Raw genomic sequence first — 25,072 nt, 5'->3', positions numbered from 1 at the left:
GAGTTCATGAGGTTGCCGGCCAGCGGCCGGCACTACCGTTGTCCGAGGAAGCAACGCAGCATGCAGACATCCACCGAGCTTGCGCGGCCGATCGACCGCTATTTCGCCAGCTACTCCGACGACCACCGCAATGTGATCAACCAGCGCATCCACGTGGTGGCGGTCCCGGCGATCCTGTGGTCGGTGGTGGCCCTGCTGTGGTGCCTGCCGCCGCTGATCACCTGGTTCCAGTACGGCATCTGGTCGGCGTTCGCGATGTTCAGCGCCTGGTGCTTCTACAACAAACTGTCGCGCCCGCTGGGCATCGGCATGCTCATCCAGTTCTTCGTGTTCGGCTGCCTGTGCCGCCTGCTGGAGGCCGAGATCGGCCTGCATGCGCTGCGCTGGCTGGCGGTGGGCGTGTTCGTGGTGGCCTGGGTCGCGCAGTTCATCGGCCACACGTTCGAGGGTCGCAAGCCCAGCTTCCTGACCGACCTGACCTACCTGCTGATCGGCCCGGCCTGGGTGATGGCCAAGTTCTATCGCAAGCTCGACTGGCGCTACTGATCGCGGGCGGCCGACAGCGGCCGTCGTTTCCTGAACGGGCGAATTCCATCACCCACACTCCACGGTGGCCCTGCCAGCCTGCGCCGGTGACTCGCTCCCCGCTTCCCGTCCGTTGACGGCAGCCCCTGTGCGACAGGGCCTGCGGTCTCCCTGCGTGGGCGCAGGGTGTCCCCCGAGAGCAACCCGGGAGGGACCGCAGGAACGTGATGTTGCGCCGCAGAAAAAATGAATCAGCGAACGTTACATGCAATTGATCGCTGTTCGATGGGTTTCAGCGACATTTCGCAGCCTGTTATCCTCCCTGACCTGCTCGTGAATCATGGATTCCCTGCATGCTCCCCAGCCTGCCCCTGCTGCTGGCCCTGCCGTTCCTGATGGCAGCGGCTGTTGCGGCCTTCCCCCGTAGTTCGCGCTCGACTGCTGCCTGGCTGGCGGCGCTGGCGCCGTTGGGCGGGCTGGCCATCCTCGGCTGGCTCACGCCGTCCGTGCTCGATGGCCAGGTGGTTCGCACCCTGGTGCCCTGGCTGCCACAGATCGGCCTGGACTTCACCCTGCGCCTGGACGGGCTGGCGTGGATGTTCGCCGGGCTGGTACTGGGCATCGGCGCGCTGGTGGTGCTGTACGCGCGCTACTACCTGAGCCAGCAGGACAACGCGCACCGCTTCTACTGCTACCTGCTGCTGTTCATGGGCGCCATGCTGGGCATGGTGCTGTCGGGCAACCTGCTGTTGCTGATGATCTTCTGGGAAATGACCAGCATCAGTTCGTTCCTGCTGATCGGCTTCTGGTCGCACCGCCAGGACGCCCGCGAAGGCGCACGCATGGCGCTGGTGATCACCGGTGGCGGTGGCCTGGCCCTGCTCGGTGGCGTGCTGCTGATCGGCCGCATCGTCGGCAGCTTCGACCTGGACGTGGTGCTGGCCGCTGGCGAGCAGATCCGCGCCAGCGCGCTGTACCCCTACGCCCTGTTCCTGGTACTGGCCGGCATCTTCACCAAGAGCGCGCAGTTCCCGTTCCACTTCTGGCTGCCGCACGCGATGGCGGCGCCGACCCCGGTCTCGGCGTACCTGCACTCGGCCACCATGGTAAAGGCCGGCGTGTTCCTGCTGGCGCGGCTGCATCCAGCGCTGGCCGGCAGCGACCTGTTCTTCTACACGGTCAGCGGCATCGGTGCGATCACCCTGTTGATCGGCGCCTGGAACGCGATCTTCCAGCACGATCTGAAAGGCCTGCTGGCGTACTCGACCATTTCCCATCTGGGCCTGATCACCCTGCTGTTCGGCCTGTCCACGCCGATGGCGGTGGTGGCCGGTGTGTTCCACATCCTCAACCACGCCACCTTCAAGGCCTCGCTGTTCATGGCCGCCGGCATCATCGACCATGAGACCGGCACCCGCGACATGCGCAAGCTGGGCGGCCTGCGCAGGCTGATGCCGTTCACCAGCGCGCTGGCGATCATTGCCTCGCTGGCGATGGCCGGCATCCCGCTGCTCAACGGCTTCCTGTCCAAGGAAATGCTGTTTGCCGAGGCGATCACGGCCGGCGGCCCGGGGATCATGCGCACGGCGGTGTCGATCGCCGCGCTGCTGGCCGGCGTGTTCGGCGTGGCCTACAGCCTGCGCTTCGTGCACGACACCTTCTTTGGCCCCGGCCCGCACGACCTGGATCGCGTGCCGCATGAGCCGCCGCGCTGGATGAAGGTACCGGTGGAACTGCTGGTGGTGATCTGCGTGGCAGTAGGCATCGCCCCGGCACTGACCGTGGCACCGGTGCTGCATGCCGCTGCGGCGTCGATCCTCGGCAGCGCCATGCCCGAGTACAGCCTGGCGGTATGGCACGGCTTCAACCTGCCGCTGGCGATGAGCGCGATCGGCGTGATCGGCGGCGTGGCGCTGTACTTCGGCCTGCGCAAGCTGATCAACCTGCACGCCGTGACCAACGTCAGCACTGGCCGCAATGTGTTCCATGCGCAGCTGGATGCCGTGTCCGCACTGGCCATGCGCCTGACCAACGGCATCGCCAACGGCAGCCTGCAGCGCATGCTGCTGGGCCTGGTGCTGGTGGCGATCACAGTTGCCGCCGCGCCGTTCGTGGCAAATCCGGCCTCGCCGAACTGGACCGCGCCGCAGCCGGTTCCCCTGCTGGGCTGGGCGCTTTGGCTGGTGATGATGGCCTGTGCGGTCGCCACCCTGCGCATCTACAAGCAGCGCCTGCTGGCGGTGCTGCTGGTCGGCGGTGTCGGCCTGATGGTGGCGCTGACCTTCGTGTTCCTGTCCGCACCCGACCTGGCCCTGACCCAGCTGCTGGTGGAGATGGTCACCCTGGTGCTGATGCTGCTGGGCATGAACTACCTGCCGGCGCAGTCCGGGCCGGAACGTCCGCGCTGGCGCAAGCGCCGCGATGCGGTGATCGCGATCATCGCCGGCGCCGGCCTGGGTGCGCTGGCCTATTCGGCGATGACCCTGCCGCCGAACACCATGGCCGGCGAACTGCTCGCCCGTGCGTTGCCCGAGGCCTATGGCCAGAACGTGGTCAACGTGATCCTGGTCGACTTCCGCGGCTTCGATACCTTCGGCGAGATCACCGTGTTCGGCATCGCCGCGCTGGTGGTGCATGCCCTGCTGCGGCGCACGCGGATGGCACCGGAGCAGATCATGCCCGGCCCTCCGATCAAGCTGCCGGTACCAGCCGACCTGGCCCAGATCATGTTCCCGCTGACCCTGACCGTATCGATCTTCCTGTTCCTGCGCGGCCACAACGCGCCGGGCGGTGGCTTCATCGCCGGCCTGGTGCTGGCGGTGCCGCTGCTGATCCAGTACGTGATCCAGGGCACCGCATCGGTGGAATCGCGCTTCGGCTTCGATTACATCCGCTGCATCGGCATGGGCCTGCTGATCGCCCTGCTCAGCGGCAGTGCCTCGATGCTGTTCGGCGTGCCGTTCCTCACCAGCGGCCACCTCGATCTGCACCTGCCGCTGATCGGCGACGTGCCGCTGGCCAGTGCGATCGGTTTCGACATCGGCGTCTACCTGGTGGTGTTCGGCGGCGCCATGCTGATGCTGTCGATGATGGGCACGATCAAGCCCTCGCGTACCCGCACCGCCCGCAAGGGCGAGATCGACCTGCAACGCCGTTCGGCCCGCACCGGGGAGATGCACTGATGGAACTGGCCCTTGCGACCGCGATCGGCGTGCTGACCGCCATCGGCATCTACCTGCTGCTGCGCGCGCGCAGCTTCGATGTGATTCTCGGCATGACCTTCCTGTCCTACGCCACCAACCTGCTGATCTTCGCCGGTGGCCGCGTGGTGCTGGGCAAGGCGCCGGTGCTGCAGGAGGGCGTGGACAGCCACCTCGGCAACTACACCGATCCGCTGCCACAGGCGCTGGTGCTGACCGCGATCGTGATCGCCTTCGCGATGACCGCAGTGAGCATCGTGCTGGCCATGCGCAGCCGCAGCGACAACCACAGCGACCATGTGGACGCCCACGAGCCCGACGATGACCTGCAGGATGAGCGCGTGCCGCCGCGCCAGGGCGAGGACCGCGCATGAACCACCTGGTGATCCTGCCGATCCTGATTCCCCTGCTGGGCGCTGCGCTGTCGCTGTTCGTCGAACATCGCCGCTACGGCCCCAGGGTGCAGCGCGCCGTCGCGTGGACCGCGCTGTCGGCGCTGGCGCTGGCGGTGGGCCTGCTGTTTGCCAGCACGGCCAGCGGTGACATCAATGTCTACCTGCTGGGCGACTGGCCGTCGCGGCTGGGCATCGCGCTGGTGGCCGACCGGCTGTCGGCGTGGATGCTGCTGACTACCCTGCTGCTGGCCATTCCCTGCCTGCTGCATGCCTGCTCGGGCTGGGACCGCCGCGCACCGCACTTCCATGCGCTGTTCCAGTTCCAGCTGGTCGGCCTCAACGGCGCGTTCCTGACCGGCGACATCTTCAACCTGTTCGTGTTCTTCGAGGTGATGCTGATCGCCTCCTACGGCCTGCTGCTCAGCGGTGGCCGCGGCCTGCGCATGCGCATCGGCCTGCACTACGTGGTGTTCAACGTCACCGCCTCGACCCTGTTCCTGATCGCGCTGGGCCTGCTGTACGCCACGCTGGGGTCGCTGAACATGGCCGAGCTGTCGCAGCGCATCGCGCAGGTGCCGCCGGCACAGCTGACCCTGGTGAAGGCGACGATGGGCCTGTTGCTGCTGGTGTTCTGCGCCAAGGCCGCGCTGATGCCGCTGTACCTGTGGCTGCCGGAAGCCTATTCGCGTGCGCCAGCAGCGGTGGCTGCGCTGTTCGCGATCATGACCAAGGTCGGCCTGTACTCGGTGCTGCGCATCCAGATGCTGTGGTTCGGCGATGACGCAGGCGCGATGGCCGGCTATGGCCGCGACTGGCTGCTGTGGGCCGGCGTGGCGACGCTGGTGCTCGGTGGCCTGGGTGCACTGGCCGCGACCCGCCTGCGCGTCCTGATCTCGTACCTGGTGATCGTGTCGGCGGCCACGCTGTTCATCGCCTTCTCGGTGGGCACGCCGCAGGTACTCTCAGCGGGCCTGTACTACCTGCCGCACAGCAGCTTCGTCGCCGCCGCGCTGTTCCTGATCGCCGACCTGATCCGCCGTCGTCGCGGCGGTGCCAGCGACCGCAAGGAAGTGGTGGCACCGATGCCGGGCAAGGAAACCCCAGCGGTGCTGTTCCTGATCGGGGCAGTGTCGGTGGCCGGCCTGCCGCCACTGTCCGGCTTCCTGGCCAAGGCCGCGCTGCTGGCCGGCATGCCGGCGCAGTACACCGGGCCGGTCTGGACCGCCGTGCTGGTCAGCAGCCTGCTGGTGATCATGGGCCTGACCCGCGGCGGCATCCGCCTGTTCTGGCGCGTGCCACCGGTCGATCCAGAAGCACCGAAGCCGCGCAAGGCTCCCCTGCGCCGGGTAGAGCTCTACGCCGCCTGCCTGCTGCTGGCCTACGGCATCGGCATGACCCTGGCCGCTGCACCGTTGATGCGCTACACCGACGCCACCGCCGCACAGCTGCTGCATCCCAGCGAGTACGTGCAGCAGCTGCGCGCGACCACGCCGGAGATCCGCCAGCCATGACTGCCCAGCGCTCCCTGTTCCGTCGCCTGATTCCCTCGCCGATGCTCAGCATCATGGTGGTGGCGTTCTGGCTGCTGATGTCCGACAGCTTCACCCTCGGCCAGATCGTGCTGGGGCTGGTGCTGGGCGTGGTGGTGCCGCTGTTCGCCGCGCGCCTGGACCGCGAGTTCGCGCGCATCGGCACCCTGCGGCCGCTGCCCAGACTGGTGTGCGTGACCCTGTGGGACATCCTGATGTCCAACATCCGCGTCGCCCTGCAGGTGCTGGGCCCGGAAAAGAACATCCACCCGGGCTTCATCTGGCTGCCGCTGGACATCGCCAACATCCACGGCATCGCCGCGCTGACCAGCATGATCACCCTGACCCCGGGCACGGTCTCGGCCGCGCTCAGCGACGACCGCAAGTTCCTGCTGGTGCATGTGCTGCACCTGGAGGATCCACAGGACCTGATCGATACGATCAAGCGCCGTTACGAGGCGCCGTTGATGGAGATCTTCCCATGACCGGTTTTGAAGTCATCCAGACCACCCTGGTGGTGTGCATGCACGTGGTCGGCCTGGCCATGCTGCTGGCCACCTGGCGCCTGCTGCGCGGGCCGACCGTGCCCGACCGCATCCTCGCACTGGACACCCTGTCGGTGACCGCGATCGCCGAGCTGATGCTGTTCGGCATGTACCTCAATTCACCGATCTACTTCGAGGCGGCGTTGATCATCGCCATGCTCGGCTTCGGCAGCACCGTGGTGCTGAGCAAGTTCGTGCTGCGCCGGGACATCGTCGAATGATCACTGCCATCCAGATCGGCCTGTCGATCCTGCTGCTGTTCGGCTGCTTCTTCATCCTGGTGGGCGCACTGGGCCTGGTGAAGCTGTCGACCTTCTTCAAGCGCCTGCACGCGCCGACCAAGGCCAGCACGCTGGGCGTGGGCTGCGTGCTGGTGTGCTCGGTCTGCTACCACATCTTCCTCGGCCAGGACCCGCAGCCGCGCGAGCTGCTGATCACCGTGTTCCTGTTCATCACCGCACCGATCAGCGCGCACATGATGGCCAAGGCCGCGCTGTCGCTGCTGATGGAGACCCGCCCCACCCTGCCGGGCAACGAACGTGCCGCCGAGGAGCAGCTGCCACCGCCGGAACCGGTGCGGGAAGAAGAAATCACGCAGAACCGGTAGAACCGGCCGCTGGCCGGCAATGTGACGCCCGGTAGGTGCCGACCGCTGGTCGGCACGAACAGCAGCCGAGCATGGGCTCGGCTCTACAGCGCCGGTGCGCCGACCAGCAGCAGTTCCAGCAGGAACCAGCCGACAAACGCGACCAGCAGGATCACACCTTCGCCGCGGCTGATCTTCAGGTCGCCACGCAGCATCGGGTACAGCACCAGCGCGAACGCCAGCAGCGCCGGCAGTTCCAGGCGTACGAACGAGGCCGGCAGCGCCAGCGGCTGCAGCACGGCCATCGCACCGATCACCAGGAGCAGGTTGACCACGCTGGAACCCAGCACGTGGCCCAGCACCATGTCGCCATGCCCGCGACGCGCGGCGGCGATGGCGGTGGCCACCTCCGGCAGTGCGGTACCGATCGCCACCGGCAGCAGGCCGACCAGCAGCGGCGTCCAACCCAGGGCGACGCCAAAGTCGGCGGCGGCGCCCACCACCAGGCGCGCGCCCCAGTACAGCGCCAACGCGGCAATCAGCACGCGCAGCACGTTCAACGGCAGGCTGGTGCGGCTCAGTGCGGACTCGGCGATGGCCACCTGCACCTCCGCGCTCTCGCTGCGACCACGGCGCAGCAGCAGCACCTGCACCACGATGAAGCCGGCCAGCAGTATGCCGCCCTCCCAACGTGCCAGGCCGCCATCAAGCCCGAACAGGATCAGCAGCACACCCGCCGCCAGCAGCGACCACCACAGCACCGTCTGCAGGCGCGCGCGCAGCAGCAGGGGCGCAGCCATGGCCGCCACGGCCAGGGTCAGGCCCAGGTTGGTGATGCTGCTGCCGACCGCATTGCCCAGCGCCAGTTCTGGCTGGCCCACCGCCAGCGCGCGCGCGTTGACTGCCAGCTCCGGCAACGAGGTGGCCACCCCGAGCAGCAGCAGCCCGGCAGTGAATGGGCTGGCCCCGAAACGCTGGGCCAGGCCGGACACGGCCTTGACGATGGAGTCCCCGCCCAGCGCCAGCAGCAGCAGGCCGAGCAGGAACCAGGCAATGGCAATGGCGATCATCGAGCACTCCCCCAGCGGTCGTGGCGCGATTCTACGCTTGGCCAGTACGCGCGGCTGGGCCGTGGATCAAGGATCAGCCACAGCCTTCCGCATAATCGACCTGCGGGGTCTGTCCGACGCGCCAGGCACTGACCCGACCATCAGCGCCGAGCGCGAAGTCGATCACCGCACCACCCTCCTGCGCCGGGCGCACGCGCAGGTGCTGGGCCTTCTCGTCGTACTTGTCAGGGCCGACATCGGCCCGCTCCGGGTACAGCACCTGCAGCTCACCCAGGGTCATGCCGACCTTGCCGCCGCCTGGTGCGGTGATGGCGGCGCTGCGCACGTCGTAGCGCACCAGCTTGCGGCCTTCGATCATCAGGCGCGGCTCTTCGGCATCCTGCGGGCGCAGGAAGTAGCAGCCGTCGTTGCTGTCGTCAGCCGGCAGCGGCTTGCCGGCCGCATCGGTGCCCAGACCCTGCAGCGGCTTGCCGGCCGCATCGGTGCCCAGACCCTGCAGCGGCGTGCCGAAGCCACTGCGGACCTCGGCGATGCCGGCGCCCAGCGCGGCGCCGCCGAAGCCATCCAGGCGCGCGGGACTGTCCTCGCGAAGGTCGTTGGCGGGGCGGGTTGCCAGATCAGGATCGGCCGACTGCGCAGGCCCGGTCGCCGAGGCGGTTTCCGCCGGGGTGTCGCTGCCGCTACCGGCCGCCCCCTGCTTGTCGGGGCCCGCACTGCAGGCGGCGAGCGAAAGGAGCAACAGACCAGCAATCGGGAGGTGCTTCATCGGTGCGGTTCCCTGGCACGAAGATGGCTGCACGCTAACCCATCCGGTGTGCAGGCGCTGCATTGTCATCGCGGTTTCATCGCCCTCGTTCAGGCTCGGCGAGCACCGATCTGGCCGTCCCTTCCATGCAACCGCGCAAGACCGATCTCGCCCGAACCGCGCTGCAGGCCCACCGCGCGCCGCTGGACATGCGCCAACGCCGGCTGCTGATCCTGTGCGACGGCCAGCGTACCGTCGCCGACCTGACCGGTCTGCTTGGACAGGATGCGCCGGCGATGGTCATCCAGCTGGTGCAGGCGGGCTATCTGGCGACCGGCACGGCAACGGCGGCGGCCCCCCCTCACGCCGCTGCCGAACCGGTCAATGCGGCGCTGGTGAAGGTGCCAACGAACGCCAGCGCCACGCCGGTCGAACGTCGCCGTTCGCTGGTGGCAGCGCGCATCTACCTGCTGGGTATCCTTGAAATGCAGCGGCATCCGCAGGCAGCGGCGCTGTTCCGCGATCTGCAGCGGGCGCGTGCGGAGGATGAGGTGCTGCAGCGGCTGCAGTCGGCGATGCAGCTGCTGCCCGCGCTGACTTCGGATGGCTATTGCCAGCGCGTGCGCCAGCGCCTGCTGGAGGCGTTGCCGCTGGAGCATTGCGACGCCTTCGCCGAGGTGGCGTAAGCGCAGGTTCCGGCGCATCGTGCCGACCAACGGTCGGCACCCACCACGCTAGCGGGACGACCGGAAATTGTTGCGCAGGCCGTTCCAGCAGTGCTGGTAGTCGCCCTGGCGGTGGCCGGCGGCCAGTGCCTGTGCGGTCGGGTGGATCACCGCGCGGGTCTCGAACATGAAGGCCATCGTGTCCTTGATGACATCGGCCTTGGAAAGGTCGGCATTGGACGCCTTGTCGAAGGTCGGTGCATCCGGGCCGTGGCCGCTCATGCAGTTGTGCAGCGACGCGCCGCCCGGCACGAAGCCTTCGGCCTTGGCATCGTAGGCGCCATGCACCAGGCCCATGAACTCGCTGGCGATGTTGCGGTGGAACCACGGCGGACGGAAGGTGTTCTGCGCCACCAGCCAGCGCGGCGGGAAGATCGCGAAGTCCATGTTGCTGGTGCCCGGGGTGTCGCTGGGCGAATGCAGCACCAGGAAGATCGACGGATCCGGGTGGTCGTAGCTGATCGAACCGATGGTGTTGAAGCGACGCAGGTCGTAGCGGTACGGCGCGTAATTGCCGTGCCAGGCCACCACGTCCAGCGGTGAATGGTCGATCGGTGCACGCCACAGGCGGCCTTCGAACTTGGCGATCAGTTCGAAGTCGCCATCCACATCCTCGAACGCCGCATGCGGGGTTTCGAAGTCGCGCGGATTGGCCAGGCCGTTGGATCCGATCGGGCCGAGGTCGGGCAGCTTCAGCAGCGCACCGTAGTTCTCGCAGATGTAGCCACGGCTCGGGCCATCGGGCAGTTCAACGCGGAAGCGCACGCCGCGCGGGATCACCGCGATCTGCTGCGGCTCGATCTCGATCACGCCCAGCTCGGTCAGCAGGCGCAGCGCGCCCAGCTGCGGCACGATCAGCAGCTCGCCGTCGGCGTTGTAGAAGTAGCGGCCGACCATGTCGCGGTTGGCAGCGTACAGGTGGATGCCCACGCCGGCATGCGCATCGGGCGAGCCGTTGCCACCCATTGTGTACAGGCCCTCGACGAAGTCCGTCGGCAGCTCAGGCAGCGGCAGCGGACTCCAGCGCAGCTGGTTCGGCGAGGCCGGCTGTGCGCCGAAATCACAGTGCAGCTGCGACTGCGCGAACGGAGTGAACTCGCCATGGGTCACCGCCGGGCGGATCCGGTACAGCCAGCTGCGGCGGTTGCTGCCACGCGGCGCGGTGAAGGCGGTGCCGGTCAACTGTTCGGCGTACAGGCCGTGGGCCACCTTCTGCGGTGAGTTCTGTCCGACCGGCAGCGCGCCGGCGACGGCCTCGGTGGCGAATTCGTTGCCGAAGCCGGACTGGTAGCCGCGGGCGGTGATGGCGGGGGACATGGGAACTCCAGAGATTGCCGGCCAGCGGCCGGCACTACCATTCGGACAGGCAATGTCGACCGGAAGCCGACATTGCCTGCAGACCTTACAGCACGCCGCGGCGGATCTGGTCGCGCTCGATGCTCTCGAACAGCGCGGTGAAGTTGCCTTCGCCGAAGCCTTCGTTGCCCTTGCGCTGGATGATCTCGAAGAAGATCGGGCCGATGCAGTTCTGGGTGAAGATCTGCAGCAGCTTGCGCTGGTGGGTTTCCGGATCGGCATCGATCAGGATCTTGTTCTTGGCCAGGCGCGGCACGTCTTCACCGTGGTTCGGCACGCGCTGGTCGATCACCTCGAAGTAGGTCTCCGGCGTATCCAGGAAGTCCACGCCCTGCGCGCGCATCGCTTCGACGGTCTCGTAGATGTTCTCGGTGAAGCAGGCGATGTGCTGGATGCCCTCGCCCTTGTACGCGTCCAGGTACTCGTTGATCTGGCTCTTCGGGTCGGACGACTCGTTCAGCGGGATGCGCACGATGCCGTCCGGTGCGGTCATCGCCTTGGACACCAGGCCGGTCTTCAGGCCCTTGATGTCGAAGTAGCGGATCTCGCGGAAGTTGAACAGGCGCTCGTAGTAGTCCGACCACTGCTGCATGTTGCCGAAGTACAGGTTGTGGGTCAGGTGGTCGATGAAGGTCAGGCCGAAGCCGACCGGGTGCAGGTCGGCGCCGGCGATCGGCTCATAGTCGCCGTCGTAGATGCTGCCGGCCGCGCCGTAGCGGTCGACCAGGTACAGCATGCAATCGCCGATGCCCTTGATGACCGGGGCGCTGACCGCCTTGCTGTCCGCCTTGAAGGCGATGGCTTCGGCACCGTTGCCCAGCGCGGTCTGGTAGACCTCCTGGCCCGGCTTCTTGAAGCGGATGGCGAAGCCGCACGCGCACGGACCGTGCTTCTCGGCGAAGTCGGCGGCGAACGAATCGGGGTCTTCATTGACCAGGAAGTTGACGTCGCCCTGGCGATAGACGGTAATCGGACGCTGCTTGTGCTTGAGCACCGCGCTGAAGCCCATCTTCCGGAAGTACTCGTGCAGCTCCTGGCCACGGCCGGCAGGGGCGGCGAATTCGACGAACTCGAAGCCGTCGATGCCCATCGGGTTCTCGAAGGTGGTGACCTGCATGCCGGGGTTGGGGTGCGAGGCGGTCGGGACTGCGGTATTCATGGCGTGGCTCCGAATCGGTACCGCATCGGTACAAACCAGGTGCGGGCAGGTAGGGACCCGGCGAGAATGCAGGGTCTGGACCCACCCCTTATAGTTACACTTGAAACCACCAGCAAGGTGCACCGCAACATGAGCCCCGATCCCGCCTCGACCCGCCTGCGTGCCTCGCACGTCCTGCTCGACCTGGAACAGTTCCTGCCGTACCGGCTGAGCGTGCTGTCCAACCGGGTCAGCGGCAACATCGCCAAGCTATACGGTGATCGTTACGGTCTGGCGATTCCCGAGTGGCGGGTCATCACCATCCTGGCGCTGTACCCGGGCTCCTCGGCCAGCGAGGTCTCCGACCGCACGGCGATGGACAAGGTGGCGGTCAGCCGCGCCGTGGCCCGCCTGCTGGAGCGCGGCTTCATCAAGCGCGAGACCCACGGCGATGACCGCCGCCGCTCGGTGCTGGCGCTGTCCGCGGCCGGTTTCGAGGTGTACGAGACCATCGCGCCGATGGTGATCGAGATCACCCGCAAGCTGATGTCGGTGCTGAGCGAGGAGGAGGAACAGCTGCTGGAAAAGCTGATCCTGCGCCTGGCCGGTGACGGCCTGGAGCGGATGGGCGAAGGCGTCTGAAAGAAAAAGGGGACGGAGGGGATTAAGTCGTAATGAGTACAGGTGTGCCTGAAACGACTTAATCCCCTCCGTCCCCTTTTTTCAGCTCAGGTGCTTGCGCCGCGCGTGGATCCACGGCACCGCCAGCGCCGCGATGGCACCACCGGCGAAGCCAAGTGATGCAGCAACCGTGGCCGCCTCGACCGCACCGGGCAGCGCCAGCGCCGCCGCCACCAGCAGCAGCGACGGCAGGCCGACGAAGGTGCCCAGGAAGAAATGCCAACGCGGTGACCAGGTGTTGAGCTGCAGCAGGCTGACCGGTTGCCAGGCTTCGGATGCGGCCTCTTCGGCGATCTTCGCCACGGCCTTGCCCAGATCCACTTCCGGCAGCGCGCGCCCCTGTCGTGCGGTTGCCAACAGCTCGGCCACGGCCTCCACAGGCGGGAAACTGGACGGCCACGCGACCGGCGCCGGCACGCCATACGCGGTCAGCAGCGGCACGCTCAGCCACGGCGCCACCAGCGGGCGCATGCGACGGCGACCATGCACGCACCAGATCTGCGACTGGCCGTGCGCGGTGACGCTGTACAGCGCCAGTTCGTTGGCCGGCGGGTAGCCGAGCATGGTCACCCGTGCCGCCAGGCTGTCCTGGCCCATCGCGCGCAGGAAACCGGGGCGGCTACGCCCCTCCTGCATCCACGCCAGGCCGAGTGCACCCACCAGATAGGCCTCGGCCACGTCCTTGCTGCCGGCGGTGGCGCGTTCGTCGCTAGCCAGGTACCAGGCCAGCGATTTCGGTTCGGCGACATCGTCCAGGCCCCAGCGGCTGTCGTCACCCAGCACATGGCGCACCGGCAGGCGCGCCGGCGCGGTTTCGCCACGTTCGCCGGGTTGCAGGAACGGCAGCACGCCCTGGATGAAGGTGGACAGTTCAATCGCGCGCACGCCATGGCTCTGCCACTCCGGTGGCAGCAGCCCGGCCAGCTGGCCATCGGCGGCCAGTGCATCGAGCCGCGATTTCTGCTCGACCAGTTTCTGCACCGCACCCTTCAGCACCACGTTATCGGGCAGCGCGATCTGCGGCAGGCGATGGCGCGGCGGTGCCAGGTCGACGGTGGACTCGCCGGTACCGGCGTCATCCAGCAGCGCCTCCTGCGGCGGCAGGGTCACGCCCTCGCCTGCTCCACCCTCGGCCAGCTCACTGGCGGGTCCGGGCAATCGTTCGGCGTGGTCGTTGTGCATGGGCGTTCCGGAAGGTTGCATCGACGGGGCGTCGACTGAGGTCCTTGCCGGTAACGGCGAGCGCGTTGCGATATTGAGATGCCGATTCCGGGAATGTGACCGCAACCACAGTAGATCCACGCCATGCGTGGATGCACTTCTGTGCCGACCAACGGTCGGCACCCACCGGGGATGGCGGTCAGCGGTCGGCATCCGCCGGGGTTGGCGGTCACCTGCCGGCCAGCGGCCGGCACTCCCCTATTCCGGTTTGTCGGGTGCCCACTGCTTGAGGAACGCGCTCACCCGCGCAGGCTGGAACGCCTCGCCCCTGCGCAGCTCAGCGGTCGCCTGCGACACCAGCAGGCCACCATCGGCGTCCAGCACCAGCAGATGCGGATAGTCGCGTTCCATCACCGGGAACTGGGCAAGGAACGCGGTGTTGGGCTGCTCGTCGCTGGCGTTGACCTTCACCCACACGTAGTGGGCATCGCGGAAGCGACGCAGGTCGCCGTTGCCTTCCACCACATCGTCCAGCGCCCGGCAGCGCTCACAGGCGGCGTTGCCGATCTCCAGCAGGATGCGCTTCTTGCCCCGCTGGGCTTCCACCTTGGCGGTGGCCAGGTCATCGGCGGGGTTGCGGGCCGGGTCGAACTGCGCACCGAGCCCGGCGATGGCGGCGATGTCCGCCGCCACCGGGGTGTTGCCCGAGGCCACCGGTTCGCTGGGGTCAGCGACCGGTGGCTCGGTGGGTCGGGTATCCAGGGGCTGCGTGGGCTCGGCGGTCGCAGGTGGTTGCGGTTGGGAACAGGCGCCGATCAGCGCCGCACAGACCACCACTACCGCAGTACCGAGCTTGCTACGCATGCCTTCTACCCTCTCATCATCATTTGACGCCGTGCATCAGCTTGTTGATCAGCGGGGCGATCAGGAACAGCACCACGCCGGAGCCGATCAGGGCCCAGAACCCGAAGGTATACCCCTTCAGGGCCGACTCGACCGTCATGCCGCCTTCACCACTGACCACGCCAGCGAAGATGCCCGACAGGTTGTTGCCGATGCCGGTGGACAGGAACCAGCCGCCCATGCCGAAGCCGACCAGGCGCACCGGGGCCAGCTTGGTCACCATCGACAGGCCGATCGGCGACAGGCACAGCTCACCCACCGACTGGATGACGTAGACCATGAACAGGGTCCAGAACGGGATCTTGCCGTCCACCACCATCTGCGACAGGGCGAACATCAGCAGCGCGAAGGCGGCGCCGTTGAACAGCAGGCCCAGGCCGAACTTGCGCGGGATGGACGGATTGGCGCGGCCCATGGCGACCCAGATCCAGGCGATCACCGGGGCAAGGGTGATGATCGCCACCGAGTTGACCGACTGGAACCACGCGGTCGGGAAGGTCCAGCTGCCGAACTGGCGGTTGACGATGTTCTCGGCCAGGAAGGTGAACGAGCTGCCGGCCTGCTCGAAGAACATCCAGAACATCACGTTGAAGGCGAAGATGATCAGCATGGCGATCACGCGGTCGCGCTGCACCTTGCCTTCGCGGATGCCCTCGACCAGCAGCAGTACGGCCAGCGCGGTGAACATCGCACCCAGGATCCAGGCCAGCGCGGTGGCGCCGGTGGCCAGCAGGAAGTACGCGACCGGGATGGCAACCACGGCACCGGCCAGCACCATGATGATGCGGCCGAAACCTTCAGCGCCGGCCGGCGGTGCGCCGATGCCCTTCAGGCCGGCACGACCGATGTAGAACCACACCAGCGAGATCAGCATGCCTACGCCCGAGGCGATGAACACGACCTTGTAGGACGGCATCGCATCGGTACCGAACACCTTGCGGGCCAGGTACTCGGTCAGCACCGGGGCGATCATCGCGCCGATGTTGATGCCCATGTAGAAGATGGTGAAGCCCGAATCGCGGCGCTCGTCCTTCAGCCCGTACAGCTTGCCGACCATGGTCGAGATGTTGGGCTTGAACAGGCCGTTGCCGACGATGATCGTGGCCAGGCCGAGCTTGAAGATGTGCTCCTGCGGCAGCGAGATCATGAACAGGCCGGCGGCCATGATGATCGCGCCGGTCAGAATCGAGCGCTGGTAGCCCAGTACCCGGTCGGCCACGTAGCCACCGAAGATCGCCGCGGCGTACACCAGGGCCAGGTAGGCGCCATAGATGCGGCTGGCGTCGCCTTCACCGGCAGCGCTGCCGTTGTAGAACTGGGCAACGATGTAGAGCACCAAGGCCCAGCGGATGCCGTAGAACGCAAAGCGTTCCCAGAACTCGGTCATGAACAGCATCCACAACGGGCGCGGGTGGCCCAGCGTGGTCTTGAAGTCCGGCAGCGCCGGCTCTGGGGTGTTCGCAGTGGCGTTTACGCTCATGCGGATTTCCTGGTTCGGTGGATGACGAGCACGTCCGCTGTGCAGTTGAAGCAACGCGCGAGGATCACCGACTTCTGGCGTTCACGTCAAATACACGCCGTTTGAGGCAGGTGGCAGCCTGCTCCCTGAACTTGCATCTGAAACATCCAGCCGCCGGCTGGGATCCAAGCTGAATGGGGATCAACCCAGCGCTGTCGGGGGCGCGGCCTGCAGGCTGGTGCGCACCTGGAACAGCTCGGGGAAGAAGGTCAGCTCCAGTGCCTTGGCCAGGAAGCCCACGCCGGACGAGCCACCGGTGCCGCGCTTGAAGCCGATCACCCGCATCACCGTGCGCATGTGGCGGAAGCGCCACAGCTGGAAGGCGGTCTCCAGGTCCACCAGGTCCTCGCACAGCGCGTACTCGCGCCAGTAGCGGTCGGTGTCCTGGTAGATGCGTTCGAAGACCGGCTGCAATGCGTCGTCAGCCACGTGCGGCTGGGTCCAGTCGTGGGCCTCGTAGACCGCCGGCACGGCATGGCCGAAGCGGGCCAGGTACTTCAGGAACTCCTCGTACAGGCTCGGCGCCTCCAGCACGGTGCGCAGCTGCGCCTGCCCGGCCGGGTCATGCTCGAACACCTGCAGCATCTGCGCGTTCTTGTTGCCCAGCAGGAACTCGATGTAGCGGTACTGCAGCGACTGGAAGCCCGACGACGGGCCCAGCACGTCGCGGAAGCCCATGTACTCGGACGGGGTCAGCGTTTCCAGCACCGACCACTGCTCGGTCAGCTGGCGCAGCACCTGCTTGCTGCGCGCCAGCACCTTGCGGCACTGCCAGACTTCATCGCGCTGCAGGAAGCCGATTGCGGCACGCAGCTCATGGCCCAGCAGCTTCAGCCACAGCTCCGAGGTCTGGTGCTGGATGATGAAGAGCATCTCGTCATGGTGCGGCGGGCTGGACAGCGGCTGCTGCGCGCTGAGCAACTGGTCCAGCCGCAGGTAGCCGCCGTAGGTGAGGCGTCCCTGCAGGTCGGTGTGGATGCCGGCTTCGAGATCGCGTTGGTTGTTGTCGACGGACATGGGCGGGACCAGATCGGGGGCGGCAAGGGTAGCGCGTTGCCGCCGCGCTGGCAGCCGCCGGGTCCATACCGGAGCGTGCGGTTGGCCGTGGAGCATCGGCCGATCCCGGGCCTGCGCGTGGAACCGTCCAGGCCGTTGTACTGGCGGTCAGCCAGAGGCGTATTCTGATGCTTTGCAGCAACGACTGAATACGTTGTTGTTATTGGCCCCCCACCCGCCGGCAGGGGTAAAACGGGGAATCCCCGTGTTGCGGCGCAGGAAGGCTATTCCGTACGCGTTCCTTAACATGGCGATTCATATCATTTGTAACTTCTCTGTCGAAGGTGCAGTACGCAATGACGGTTGCCGCTGAATTCAAGATCGAATACCTGCAGTACCTGGACACGGACGGCACGCTCGTCCGTGACGACCTGCCCGCGTCGCTGCGCGACCCCAAGGTCCTGGTACCGCTGTTCAAGCAGATGCTGTTCGTACGCACGTTCGACAGCAAATCCATCGCGCTGCAGCGCACCGGCAAGCTGGGCACCTATGCCGCCTGCCTGGGCCATGAAGCCGCGCACGTGGGTATCGGCGCGGCGATGCAGAAGGACGACGTGTTCGCGCCTTCGTACCGCGAGTATGGCGCGATGTTCATGCGTGGCGTGCGCCCGCACGACGTGCTGATGTACTGGGGCGGCGACGAACGCGGCAACGATTACGGCGGCAACGCGGCCAAGGACTTCCCGTTCTGCGTGCCGATCTCCACCCAGTGCCTGCATGCCGCCGGTGCCGCGCTGAAGTTCAAGCTCAACAAGGAACCGCAGATCGCGGTGGCGGTGTGCGGCGACGGTGGCAGCTCCAAGACCGACTTCTACGCGGCACTGAATTCGGCCGGCGCCTACAAGCTGCCGCTGATCCTGTGCATCGTCAACAACGGCTGGGCCATCTCGGTCCCGCGCTCGGCCCAGACCGGTGCCGAAACGCTGGCGCAGAAGGGCTTGGCCGGCGGCCTGCACTGCCTGCAGGTGGACGGCAACGACCTGATCGCCGTGCTGGCGGCGATGGAGCAGGCACGCGAGCGTGCGCTGGCCGGCGACGGTGGCACCGTGCTGGAACTGATGACCTACCGCCTGTCCGACCACACCACCGCCGATGACGCGCGCCGCTACCGCGACGACGCCGAGGTGAAGGATGCCTGGCAGCGCGAGCCGATGCTGCGCCTGCGCAAGTACCTGATCAACGCCGGTGTGTGGAGCGAAGAAGAGGAAACCGCCTGGGTTGCCGAGTGCGGCACGCGCGTGGACGAGGAAGTGAACCTGTACCTCAACACGCCGGTGCAGCCGGTCGAGGCGATGTTCGACTTCCTGTATGCCGATCCGCCGCCGGACCTGCTGGCCCAGCGTGCCCAGGCGATCGCCCTGGAGAAGCGCCATGGATGAGATCAAGAACGGCGCGCCCGGCGCGCACACCAACGCCGCCGACAGCGCTGCGGTCGCGCGCGGAGAAGAGAGCATGACCACCACCCCGATCACCCTCATCGAAGCCATCACCCAGGCGCTGGCCTGGGAGCTGGAACACGACCCGTCGGTGCTGGTGCTGGGCGAAGACGTGGGCGTCAACGGCGGCGTGTTCCGTGCCACTGCCGGTCTGCAGCAGCGCTTCGGCTCGGACCGCATCCTCGACACCCCGCTGGATGAAACCACCATCGCCGGCCTGACGATTGGTCTTGCCGCGCAGGGCATGAAGCCGGTGGCAGAAGCCCAGTTCGATGGCTTCATGTACCCGATGGTCGACCATATCGTCTGCCACGCCGCACGCCTGCGTTACCGTACCCGTGGCCGCCTGCACTGCCCGATGGTGCTGCGCGTGCCGTGGGGCGGTGGCATCCGCGCGCCGGAACACCACAGCGAAGCCAACGAGGCGATCTTCACCAACGTGCCGGGCCTGCGCGTGGTGCTGCCGTCGTCGCCGCAGCGTGCGTACGGCCTCCTGCTGGCCGCGATCCGCGAGCCGGATCCGGTGATCTACATGGAGCCCAAGCGCATCTACCGCCAGTACAAGGAAGTGGTCGTCAACGACGGCGAAGCCTTGCCGCTGGACGTCTGCTTCGTGCTGCGCGACGGCACCGACGTGACCCTGGTGACCTGGGGTGCGCAGGTGAAGGAAGCGCTGGAAGCGGCCGACAAGCTGGCCGGCGAAGGCATCAGTGCCGAAGTCATCGACGTGGCCACGCTGCGTCCGCTGGACTTCGCCACCATCGCCGAATCGGTGGCCAAGACTGGCCGCTGCGTGATCGTGCAGGAGGCCCCGAAAACCGCGGGCTTCGGCGCCGAGATCGCCGCGCGCCTGGCCGAGGAATCGATCTACGACCTGCTGGCCCCGGTCGAGCGCGTTACTGGCTACGACACCCACATTCCGCTGTTCCGCTTGGAAATGAAGTACCTGCCGAGCGTTGAGCGGATCGTGGCTGCGGCCAAGCGCGCGGTGGCGGCCGGCTGACATGCGGGCCCGCCTTCTGGGGGCTTACCGCAGCCAGTATCCCAACCCGCTCCGGTTCCACACCGGCCAGATCGTCGAAGTAGGTGTGCGTGACGAGGAATGGCCGGCGTTTGCTTGGGTACGCACCAACGATGGGCGCGCTGGCTGGGCGCCCATCGCCTGGTTGCAGCTGCTGGACGAGGGTCGCGCCGAAGCGCTGTGCGACTACGACGCCCGCGAGCTGGATGTGGAAAGCGGCGAGATGGTGAAGCTTCATCACGAACACGGTGGGTGGTGGTGGTCCGAGCGCGCCAATGGCGCGACGGGCTGGCTGCCGGCCCGCGAACTGGAACTGCTGGAAGAGAACTGCAAATGAGCCAGACCAAGAACTTCAACCTGCCCGACCTGGGCGAAGGCCTGCCGGACGCGACCATCGTCGAGTGGTTCGTCAAGGAAGGCGATGTGATCAAGCTGGACGAGCCGCTGGTGTCGATGGAGACCGCCAAGGCCGTGGTGGAAGTGCCCTCGCCGTTCTCCGGCAAGGTGCTGAAGCTGTCCGGCGGCGCCGGCGACATCATCCCGACCGGCTCGGTGCTGGCCAGCTTCGAACTGGACCCGAACCTGCCGCAGCGCGCCGATGGCCAGGACACCGGCCACAGCCATGGCCACGCCGCACCGGCCGCGCCGGCTGCCGCACCGACCCCGCCGCCGCTGCCGGTTGCGCCGGTCGCCGCGGAACAAGCCAAGCCCGCCGCAGCCGAGCGCGATGACGCCGGTACCGTGGTCGGCGCCATGCAGAGCTCCAATGCTGTGCATGCCGAACAGGCGCTGGCCGTCGGTGGCGTCAAGGCCGTGCCGGCCGTGCGTGCGATGGCGCGCAAGCTGGGCGTGGACCTGAGCCGCGTGGCCGCTACCGGCACCGATGGCGCGGTCACCATGGCCGACGTCAAGCAGGCCGCCGCCAACGGCACCGCCAAGCTCGGCGCCGCTCCGGCACCGGTCGCTGCCGCCGCGTATGCCGCGCCGGCCCCGGCGCAGGTGTCTGCCCCGGTGCAGAGCGAAGCGCGCACCCCGCTGTCTGCCGCCGGCAAGCCGATGCGCACCCAGCCGCCGGGCGTGGTCGCCAAGGGCCAGCCGGAACCGCTGAAGGGCGTGCGCCGCAACATGGCCCGCGTGATGGCCGACGCGCACAGCAAGGTCGTGCCGACCACGCTGAACGACGACGCCGACATCCACGCCTGGCTGCCGGGCAACGACGTTACCGCGCGCCTGGTGCGTTCGATCGTGGTCGCCGCGCAGAAGGTGCCGGCGATGAACGCCTGGTTCGACGGCGAAGCGCTGACCCGCACCCTGCACGCGCAGGTGGACATCGGCATCGCCGTGGACACCGACGACGGCCTGTTCGTGCCGGCCCTGCGCAATGCCGACATGCTCGACGCACGCGGCATCCGCGAGGGCGTCAACCGCCTGCGCGAGCAGGTGGAATCGCGTTCGATCGCTGCCTCGGAACTGAGCGGCTACACCATCTCGCTGTCCAACTTCGGCATGTTCGCCGGTCGTTACGCAACCCCGGTCGTGGTGCCGCCGTGCGTGGCCATCGTCGGTGCCGGCCGTGCCCGCCACCAGATGACCCCGGTGATGGGCGGCGTGGAAGCGCACAAGGTGATCCCGCTGTCGGTCACCTTCGACCACCGCGCGGCTACGGGTGGTGAAGCCGCCCGCTTCCTGCGCGCGATGATGGACGACCTGGCGCTGGCCAGCTGATCGGCATCTGATCGGTGGGTGCCAACCTTGGTTGGCACATGACTTGGAAAAACGCCGGGCATTGCCCGGCGTTTTTTTGTGCCTGCTCCGTCGCGCTCCATCCACGCATGGCGGGGATCTACACAATGCGGGCGATCAATCGCGCGCGACCAAGCCCTCGGCACGGCTGTAGACCCGCAGGCGGTGGCCATCAGGATCTGCCCCGACAAATGTATGGCCGAATTCCAGTGTCAACGGCGCCTGCAGGATCTCCACACCAAGAGCGCGCCACGCATCGTGCATCTGCTGCACAGCCTCCGGGTTGGCCACCACCATCGCCAGTTCGGCGGCGCCGGCCTGCGCGGACACCGGCGGCTGCACGCCGTCGCGCTGCCACAGGCCCAGTGCAGCGCCATCGCCGAGCAGGAACAGGGCGAAGCCGGGCGACTGCTCGACCGGCGGCTTGCCGAGGATGCCGCTGTAGAAAGTGGCGCTGGTGGCGACGTCGCGCACGTACTGCAGCAGGGTGCTGGGCGTGAACATGGGGAAGCTCCGTTGTTGGGAGCGTTCATGGTGGTACGGGCCTGCTGACAGATTCTGTCAGCAGATTCGTCTGTCGGTAGAGTCGACTGTTAGTCGACTGCTCTTCCTTCAACGCGCTTGAATCCCCGCGCTGCGCGCGATAGTCGACTAACAGTCGACTCTACCCCCCGCTCCCCGCTGTTGCTGTGGTTATGAGCGATCCAACCAGTCCGGCGCGATGCCCTGCGCCTTCTGCCAGCGCCGCAGCAGGGTGGCGCGCGGCACGAGGTAGCGGTCCTCCAGCACACGCACCTGGCGGATGCGATCCAGCCGGAAGTGGCGGAAATCCTCGCGGTGCTCGCACCACGCCGCCAGCATCGGCACCTCATCGAAGTAGCCCAGCGCGAACGGCCAGACGACGCGCACGCTGCGCTGGCCGTGCGCATCCTCGTAAGCGAACTTCAGGCGCTGCTGCGATCCCACGGCTTCGCGCACGGCCTGCAGGCGTGCAGCCGGCACCTTGGCCGCAGCACGCGATGGGCCAACGCGCAGGCCGCTGTCACGCAGGGCCTCGCGGCGCGCCACGGGCAATACGTGCGCGATGCGCGCCAGGGCGTCACGTGCAGCCTCGGCCAGCGCCGGCTCGGTGCGGGCCGCGACCCAACGCAGTCCCAGCACCAGCGCGTCGATCTCGGCCGGTGGCAGGGTCATCGGCGGCAGGGTATCGCTGGGTGCCAGCTGGTAGCCGACGCCGGCCTCGCCACGCAGGTCGGCGCCCTGCTCGCGCAGGGTCTCGATATCGCGGTATAGCGTGCGCAGGCTGATGCCCAGCGCTTCGGCCAGCGCCTGCCCGGCCACCGGCCGTCGATGACGGCGCAGCAGCTGCAGCAGCTGGGTCAGGCGCAGCGCTCGCGACATCAGCCGACCAGCGTGCTCGACGCCACCACGTGCTCGCCCGGCTGCGGGGCCAGCGCAGCCTCGACCAGCGCCCTGGCAATTTCGCTGGCCGGGTTGATCCGCCATGCCCGTGGCAACACCGGCCCCAGTGCACCCAGCACCGTCAGTGCCAGGCGTTCGCCGCGGCGAACCTCGTTGCGCTCGCCACCGATCAGTCCTGGGCGGACCAGGGTCAACGAATTGAAGCCCAGCGCACGCAGATCACGCTCCAGCTCGCCCTTCACCCGGCTGTAGAAGATCGACGACTGTGGGTTGGCGCCGGCTGCGGAATTCAGCACATAGGTCTGCGCCCCCTGTGCTTTTGCCAGGCGTGCGAACGCCAGCGGGTAGTCATGATCGATGCGATGGAAGGCCTCGCGGCTGCCGGCCTGGGCCATGGTGCTGCCCAGCGCGCAGATGATCGCGTCCACGCGCGCCCATTCGGGCGAAGTAGGCAACGCGTCGAATGCCAGTACCGGGTTCTCCAGCTTTCCGTGAGTCAACGCCAGCGGGCGGCGGGTCGGGGCAACCACGGCGCTGCAGCGCGGGTCGTCCAGCAGCCTGCGCAGGGTCAGCCCGCCGACCAGGCCGGTCGCCCCCAGCAACATCACGCGCATCACCACCTCCACTGCGGCATCCTGTCGCCCATCCTAGCCGTTCAAGCCCTCGGCGGCCGCGCCGATATGCTGGAACCAGTCCCTGCCAGCCCCCCAGGATTCGCTCCATGACGGACCAGCCCGACCACCGCCCTGCCCCCGGTACCGCCCTTGGACCGCCGGCACGCGTGCGCGCGGTGGTGGACGATCGGCTGGGTGACCGCGTGGTGCTGCAGGGCGGCGGTGGCGTGGCCCTGCAGCAGCTGTTCGCAGGCGCCGACGCGCCGGAACCGCTGCTGGCGGCGTTCGCCAACGGCATGGCCACCCTGCCGGGCGAACTGGGCGACATGGGCGACCGCCTGCAGTCGGCACAGGCCAGCGCCGATTGGCCGCGCTATGGGCGCGCGATGCGGCAGCTGATCGACAAGTACATCCGCACCATCGAGCAGCATTCGCCGGACGGGCAGCCGGAAAGCCTGCGCCTGTCCGAGCAGCTGCGGCTGCTGCTGGGCGGTGCGGTGGTGGCCCTGCTGCAGCACGACCCGGACCTGCGCGAGCAAGCGCAGGCGCTGGCCCTGCGCCTGCGCCAATGGCAGCCGGGCACGGCCTTGGAACCAATCGAACAGGGCGTGCGCGAACTTGGCCACCAGGTCGGCGTGCGTGCCGAAAGCTGGCAGGAGCAGCAGGCGCTGCTGCTGGAGCTGTTCGCGCTGCTGCTGGAGAACGTCAGCGAGCTGCTGGATGACCGCAGCTGGCTGCAGGGCCAGATCGCGGCGGTACGCCAGTTGCTGGACGGTCCGTTGGAAGCGGAAGCGGTTGAGCGCACCCGGGCCGAACTGCGCGAAGTGATCTACAAGCAGGGGCTGCTGCGCCAGGGCATCGACGATTCGAAGGCGGCGATGCGCGGGTTGATGGGCGAGTTCATCGAGCGCATGGATGGCATGGCCACCAGCACCGGCGAATACCACGACCGCATCGGCAGCTACGCGTTGCAGCTGCGCGAGGCGCGCAGCATCGCCGATCTCAACCAGCTGCTGCAGGAGGTGATGCGCGATACAGGCAAAGTGCAGCAGCAGGCCGCACAGGCCCGCGATCACCTGGCCAATGCGCGGCAGGAAGTGGAGCGCGCAGAGCAGCGCATTGCCGAGCTGGAGCAGGAACTGCGCGCCGCTGGTGACCTGGCACGCATCGATCCACTGACCCAGGCGCTGAACCGCCGTGGCCTGGACGAACTGCTGCAGCGTGAACTGGCCCGCGCCGCACGCAACAACTCACCCCTGGGCGTGGCCGTGATCGACCTGGATGATTTCCACCAGACCAACGACGCGCATGGGCATGCCGGTGGCGATGCGTTGCTGCAGCACCTGGTGGCCGTGTGCAAGCTGCTGCTGCGCGCCACCGACGGCATCGCACGGCTGGGCGGCGACGAGTTCGTGCTCGTGCTGCCGGAAACCCAGGGCGCCGACAGCATGGCCACCGTGCAGCGCCTGCAGCGTTCGCTGGCCCATCGCGTGCTGACCGTGCAGGACCGGCGCGTGCCGGTGCATTTCAGCGCCGGGCTGGCGCAATGGCAACCCGGTGACGATACCGAGACCCTGCTGCGCCGCGCCGATGACGCGCTGTATGCGGCCAAGCGGCAAGGCAAGAACCGGGTGCAGGCGGGCTGATGATCCAGCGTGCAGACGCTGTAGCGCCCGAGCCCATGCTCGGGCGGCGGCGCAGC

25 protein-coding genes are annotated in these 25,072 nt (G+C 67.6%); 14 read left to right on the top strand and 11 right to left on the bottom strand.

The features are described from left to right. Positions 1 to 60 precede the first annotated feature (60 nt). The 7 genes from O0J15_RS16170 (at position 61) to O0J15_RS16140 (ending at position 6,801) form a co-directional block, all read left to right on the top strand. Entirely contained in the window at positions 61 to 546 is a 486-nt protein-coding gene (locus tag O0J15_RS16170) for a DUF962 domain-containing protein (RefSeq protein ID WP_164144959.1), read from the top strand. Between the two features lie 332 nt (positions 547 to 878). After that, entirely contained in the window at positions 879 to 3,707 is a 2,829-nt protein-coding gene (locus O0J15_RS16165) for a monovalent cation/H+ antiporter subunit A (RefSeq protein WP_171952554.1), read from the top strand. Further along, positions 3,707 to 4,099, top strand: a complete 393-nt coding sequence (locus tag O0J15_RS16160; protein ID WP_005419863.1) for a Na+/H+ antiporter subunit C — start codon at positions 3,707 to 3,709, stop codon at positions 4,097 to 4,099. Before O0J15_RS16165 ends, O0J15_RS16160 begins: the two co-directional genes overlap by 1 nt. After that, the gene (locus O0J15_RS16155) at positions 4,096 to 5,631 is read left to right on the top strand and encodes a monovalent cation/H+ antiporter subunit D (protein WP_308305944.1); all 1,536 of its coding nucleotides are present in this window, start codon (positions 4,096 to 4,098) and stop codon (positions 5,629 to 5,631) included. The genes O0J15_RS16160 and O0J15_RS16155 overlap by 4 nt, the downstream gene beginning before the upstream one ends. Continuing rightward, entirely contained in the window at positions 5,628 to 6,134 is a 507-nt protein-coding gene (locus O0J15_RS16150; protein ID WP_164144962.1) for a Na+/H+ antiporter subunit E, read from the top strand. The genes O0J15_RS16155 and O0J15_RS16150 overlap by 4 nt, the downstream gene beginning before the upstream one ends. Next, entirely contained in the window at positions 6,131 to 6,415 is a 285-nt protein-coding gene (locus O0J15_RS16145; protein ID WP_005411334.1) for a K+/H+ antiporter subunit F, read from the top strand. The genes O0J15_RS16150 and O0J15_RS16145 overlap by 4 nt, the downstream gene beginning before the upstream one ends. Beyond that, a complete protein-coding gene (locus O0J15_RS16140) occupies positions 6,412 to 6,801 on the top strand; it encodes a Na+/H+ antiporter subunit G (RefSeq protein WP_019661520.1) in 390 nt (129 codons plus the stop codon). The genes O0J15_RS16145 and O0J15_RS16140 overlap by 4 nt, the downstream gene beginning before the upstream one ends. Before the next feature lie 83 nt (positions 6,802 to 6,884). On the opposite strand, the gene O0J15_RS16135 is transcribed toward O0J15_RS16140, so the two are convergent. Continuing rightward, complete coding sequence (locus tag O0J15_RS16135; RefSeq protein WP_134735171.1) at positions 6,885 to 7,850, bottom strand: sodium:calcium antiporter; 966 nt, start codon at positions 7,848 to 7,850, stop codon at positions 6,885 to 6,887. Positions 7,851 to 7,923: 73 nt separating this feature from the next. Further along, positions 7,924 to 8,616, bottom strand: coding sequence for a hypothetical protein (locus O0J15_RS16130; RefSeq protein ID WP_308305943.1), 693 nt, complete (start codon positions 8,614 to 8,616; stop codon positions 7,924 to 7,926). 125 nt (positions 8,617 to 8,741) lie between these two features. Between O0J15_RS16130 and O0J15_RS16125 the strand changes: the two genes are divergently transcribed. Next, positions 8,742 to 9,281 carry a hypothetical protein gene (locus tag O0J15_RS16125; protein WP_308305942.1) on the top strand — a complete coding sequence of 180 codons (540 nt, stop codon included), beginning with the start codon at positions 8,742 to 8,744 and terminating at the stop codon, positions 9,279 to 9,281. 48 nt (positions 9,282 to 9,329) lie between these two features. On the opposite strand, the gene hmgA is transcribed toward O0J15_RS16125, so the two are convergent. Beyond that, the gene (gene hmgA / locus O0J15_RS16120) at positions 9,330 to 10,637 is read right to left on the bottom strand and encodes a homogentisate 1,2-dioxygenase (RefSeq protein WP_164144963.1); all 1,308 of its coding nucleotides are present in this window, start codon (positions 10,635 to 10,637) and stop codon (positions 9,330 to 9,332) included. Positions 10,638 to 10,722: 85 nt separating this feature from the next. Next, the gene (hppD, locus tag O0J15_RS16115; RefSeq protein WP_021202657.1) at positions 10,723 to 11,835 is read right to left on the bottom strand and encodes a 4-hydroxyphenylpyruvate dioxygenase; all 1,113 of its coding nucleotides are present in this window, start codon (positions 11,833 to 11,835) and stop codon (positions 10,723 to 10,725) included. Positions 11,836 to 11,964: 129 nt separating this feature from the next. Between hppD and O0J15_RS16110 the strand changes: the two genes are divergently transcribed. Beyond that, positions 11,965 to 12,456 (top strand): MarR family winged helix-turn-helix transcriptional regulator, encoded by a 492-nt coding sequence (locus O0J15_RS16110; protein WP_026347199.1) that lies wholly within the window; start codon positions 11,965 to 11,967, stop codon positions 12,454 to 12,456. Between the two features lie 81 nt (positions 12,457 to 12,537). Here O0J15_RS16110 and O0J15_RS16105 read toward each other — a convergent pair whose 3' ends face one another. The 4 genes from O0J15_RS16105 to O0J15_RS16090 all read right to left on the bottom strand — a co-directional run bounded on the left by O0J15_RS16105 (position 12,538) and on the right by O0J15_RS16090 (position 17,095). Beyond that, on the bottom strand, positions 12,538 to 13,677 hold the full coding sequence (locus O0J15_RS16105) for a hypothetical protein (RefSeq protein ID WP_308305941.1): 1,140 nt from the start codon (positions 13,675 to 13,677) through the stop codon (positions 12,538 to 12,540). A gap of 237 nt (positions 13,678 to 13,914) precedes the next feature. After that, positions 13,915 to 14,520: a thioredoxin family protein gene (locus O0J15_RS16100; RefSeq protein WP_019661528.1), complete on the bottom strand. Its 606-nt coding sequence runs from the start codon at positions 14,518 to 14,520 to the stop codon at positions 13,915 to 13,917. Positions 14,521 to 14,539: 19 nt separating this feature from the next. After that, positions 14,540 to 16,039 (bottom strand): peptide MFS transporter, encoded by a 1,500-nt coding sequence (locus O0J15_RS16095; RefSeq protein WP_005419890.1) that lies wholly within the window; start codon positions 16,037 to 16,039, stop codon positions 14,540 to 14,542. Positions 16,040 to 16,219: 180 nt separating this feature from the next. Beyond that, positions 16,220 to 17,095, bottom strand: a complete 876-nt coding sequence (locus O0J15_RS16090) for a tryptophan 2,3-dioxygenase (RefSeq protein WP_010482684.1) — start codon at positions 17,093 to 17,095, stop codon at positions 16,220 to 16,222. Positions 17,096 to 17,430: 335 nt separating this feature from the next. Between O0J15_RS16090 and pdhA the strand changes: the two genes are divergently transcribed. The 4 genes from pdhA to O0J15_RS16070 are packed head-to-tail and all read left to right on the top strand — an operon-like array spanning position 17,431 to position 21,316. Further along, positions 17,431 to 18,513: a pyruvate dehydrogenase (acetyl-transferring) E1 component subunit alpha gene (pdhA, locus tag O0J15_RS16085; RefSeq protein ID WP_049401686.1), complete on the top strand. Its 1,083-nt coding sequence runs from the start codon at positions 17,431 to 17,433 to the stop codon at positions 18,511 to 18,513. Continuing rightward, entirely contained in the window at positions 18,506 to 19,573 is a 1,068-nt protein-coding gene (locus O0J15_RS16080; RefSeq protein WP_005414714.1) for an alpha-ketoacid dehydrogenase subunit beta, read from the top strand. Before pdhA ends, O0J15_RS16080 begins: the two co-directional genes overlap by 8 nt. A 1-nt stretch (position 19,574) precedes the next feature. Further along, entirely contained in the window at positions 19,575 to 19,928 is a 354-nt protein-coding gene (locus O0J15_RS16075) for an SH3 domain-containing protein (RefSeq protein ID WP_005411349.1), read from the top strand. Beyond that, positions 19,925 to 21,316 (top strand): dihydrolipoamide acetyltransferase family protein, encoded by a 1,392-nt coding sequence (locus O0J15_RS16070; protein WP_308305940.1) that lies wholly within the window; start codon positions 19,925 to 19,927, stop codon positions 21,314 to 21,316. Before O0J15_RS16075 ends, O0J15_RS16070 begins: the two co-directional genes overlap by 4 nt. A gap of 135 nt (positions 21,317 to 21,451) precedes the next feature. Here O0J15_RS16070 and O0J15_RS16065 read toward each other — a convergent pair whose 3' ends face one another. From O0J15_RS16065 to O0J15_RS16055, 3 genes are all read right to left on the bottom strand, one after another. Next, positions 21,452 to 21,838 carry a VOC family protein gene (locus O0J15_RS16065; protein ID WP_155030235.1) on the bottom strand — a complete coding sequence of 129 codons (387 nt, stop codon included), beginning with the start codon at positions 21,836 to 21,838 and terminating at the stop codon, positions 21,452 to 21,454. Between the two features lie 189 nt (positions 21,839 to 22,027). Further along, positions 22,028 to 22,735, bottom strand: coding sequence for a YafY family protein (locus O0J15_RS16060; protein WP_308305939.1), 708 nt, complete (start codon positions 22,733 to 22,735; stop codon positions 22,028 to 22,030). After that, entirely contained in the window at positions 22,735 to 23,370 is a 636-nt protein-coding gene (locus tag O0J15_RS16055; protein ID WP_134735162.1) for an NAD-dependent dehydratase, read from the bottom strand. The genes O0J15_RS16060 and O0J15_RS16055 overlap by 1 nt, the downstream gene beginning before the upstream one ends. A gap of 107 nt (positions 23,371 to 23,477) precedes the next feature. Here O0J15_RS16055 and O0J15_RS16050 point away from each other — a divergent pair, with 107 nt between their 5' ends. Further along, positions 23,478 to 25,016, top strand: coding sequence for a diguanylate cyclase (locus tag O0J15_RS16050; protein WP_308305938.1), 1,539 nt, complete (start codon positions 23,478 to 23,480; stop codon positions 25,014 to 25,016). Positions 25,017 to 25,072: the final 56 nt, after the last annotated feature.

The sequence above is a fragment of the Stenotrophomonas sp. Sm10 genome (assembly GCF_030985515.1).
Taxonomy (GTDB): Bacteria; Pseudomonadota; Gammaproteobacteria; order Xanthomonadales; family Xanthomonadaceae; genus Stenotrophomonas; species Stenotrophomonas hibiscicola.
Note: the sequence above shows the minus strand (reverse complement) of the source record. Positions and strands in the feature narration are given on the sequence as shown.

Excerpts from the sequence above, each read along its gene's own strand:
- O0J15_RS16170 (WP_164144959.1), top strand. The coding sequence starts at position 61 with ATGCAGACATCCACCGAGCTTGCGCGGCCGATCGACCGCTATTTCGCC.
- O0J15_RS16165 (WP_171952554.1), top strand. The coding sequence starts at position 879 with ATGCTCCCCAGCCTGCCCCTGCTGCTGGCCCTGCCGTTCCTGATGGCA.
- O0J15_RS16160 (WP_005419863.1), top strand. The coding sequence starts at position 3,707 with ATGGAACTGGCCCTTGCGACCGCGATCGGCGTGCTGACCGCCATCGGC.
- O0J15_RS16155 (WP_308305944.1), top strand. The coding sequence starts at position 4,096 with ATGAACCACCTGGTGATCCTGCCGATCCTGATTCCCCTGCTGGGCGCT.
- O0J15_RS16150 (WP_164144962.1), top strand. The coding sequence starts at position 5,628 with ATGACTGCCCAGCGCTCCCTGTTCCGTCGCCTGATTCCCTCGCCGATG.
- O0J15_RS16145 (WP_005411334.1), top strand. The coding sequence starts at position 6,131 with ATGACCGGTTTTGAAGTCATCCAGACCACCCTGGTGGTGTGCATGCAC.
- O0J15_RS16140 (WP_019661520.1), top strand. The coding sequence starts at position 6,412 with ATGATCACTGCCATCCAGATCGGCCTGTCGATCCTGCTGCTGTTCGGC.
- O0J15_RS16135 (WP_134735171.1), bottom strand. The coding sequence starts at position 7,850 with ATGATCGCCATTGCCATTGCCTGGTTCCTGCTCGGCCTGCTGCTGCTG.
- O0J15_RS16130 (WP_308305943.1), bottom strand. The coding sequence starts at position 8,616 with ATGAAGCACCTCCCGATTGCTGGTCTGTTGCTCCTTTCGCTCGCCGCC.
- O0J15_RS16125 (WP_308305942.1), top strand. The coding sequence starts at position 8,742 with ATGCAACCGCGCAAGACCGATCTCGCCCGAACCGCGCTGCAGGCCCAC.
- hmgA (WP_164144963.1), bottom strand. The coding sequence starts at position 10,637 with ATGTCCCCCGCCATCACCGCCCGCGGCTACCAGTCCGGCTTCGGCAAC.
- hppD (WP_021202657.1), bottom strand. The coding sequence starts at position 11,835 with ATGAATACCGCAGTCCCGACCGCCTCGCACCCCAACCCCGGCATGCAG.
- O0J15_RS16110 (WP_026347199.1), top strand. The coding sequence starts at position 11,965 with ATGAGCCCCGATCCCGCCTCGACCCGCCTGCGTGCCTCGCACGTCCTG.
- O0J15_RS16105 (WP_308305941.1), bottom strand. The coding sequence starts at position 13,677 with ATGCACAACGACCACGCCGAACGATTGCCCGGACCCGCCAGTGAGCTG.
- O0J15_RS16100 (WP_019661528.1), bottom strand. The coding sequence starts at position 14,520 with ATGCGTAGCAAGCTCGGTACTGCGGTAGTGGTGGTCTGTGCGGCGCTG.
- O0J15_RS16095 (WP_005419890.1), bottom strand. The coding sequence starts at position 16,039 with ATGAGCGTAAACGCCACTGCGAACACCCCAGAGCCGGCGCTGCCGGAC.
- O0J15_RS16090 (WP_010482684.1), bottom strand. The coding sequence starts at position 17,095 with ATGTCCGTCGACAACAACCAACGCGATCTCGAAGCCGGCATCCACACC.
- pdhA (WP_049401686.1), top strand. The coding sequence starts at position 17,431 with ATGACGGTTGCCGCTGAATTCAAGATCGAATACCTGCAGTACCTGGAC.
- O0J15_RS16080 (WP_005414714.1), top strand. The coding sequence starts at position 18,506 with ATGGATGAGATCAAGAACGGCGCGCCCGGCGCGCACACCAACGCCGCC.
- O0J15_RS16075 (WP_005411349.1), top strand. The coding sequence starts at position 19,575 with ATGCGGGCCCGCCTTCTGGGGGCTTACCGCAGCCAGTATCCCAACCCG.
- O0J15_RS16070 (WP_308305940.1), top strand. The coding sequence starts at position 19,925 with ATGAGCCAGACCAAGAACTTCAACCTGCCCGACCTGGGCGAAGGCCTG.
- O0J15_RS16065 (WP_155030235.1), bottom strand. The coding sequence starts at position 21,838 with ATGTTCACGCCCAGCACCCTGCTGCAGTACGTGCGCGACGTCGCCACC.
- O0J15_RS16060 (WP_308305939.1), bottom strand. The coding sequence starts at position 22,735 with ATGTCGCGAGCGCTGCGCCTGACCCAGCTGCTGCAGCTGCTGCGCCGT.
- O0J15_RS16055 (WP_134735162.1), bottom strand. The coding sequence starts at position 23,370 with ATGCGCGTGATGTTGCTGGGGGCGACCGGCCTGGTCGGCGGGCTGACC.
- O0J15_RS16050 (WP_308305938.1), top strand. The coding sequence starts at position 23,478 with ATGACGGACCAGCCCGACCACCGCCCTGCCCCCGGTACCGCCCTTGGA.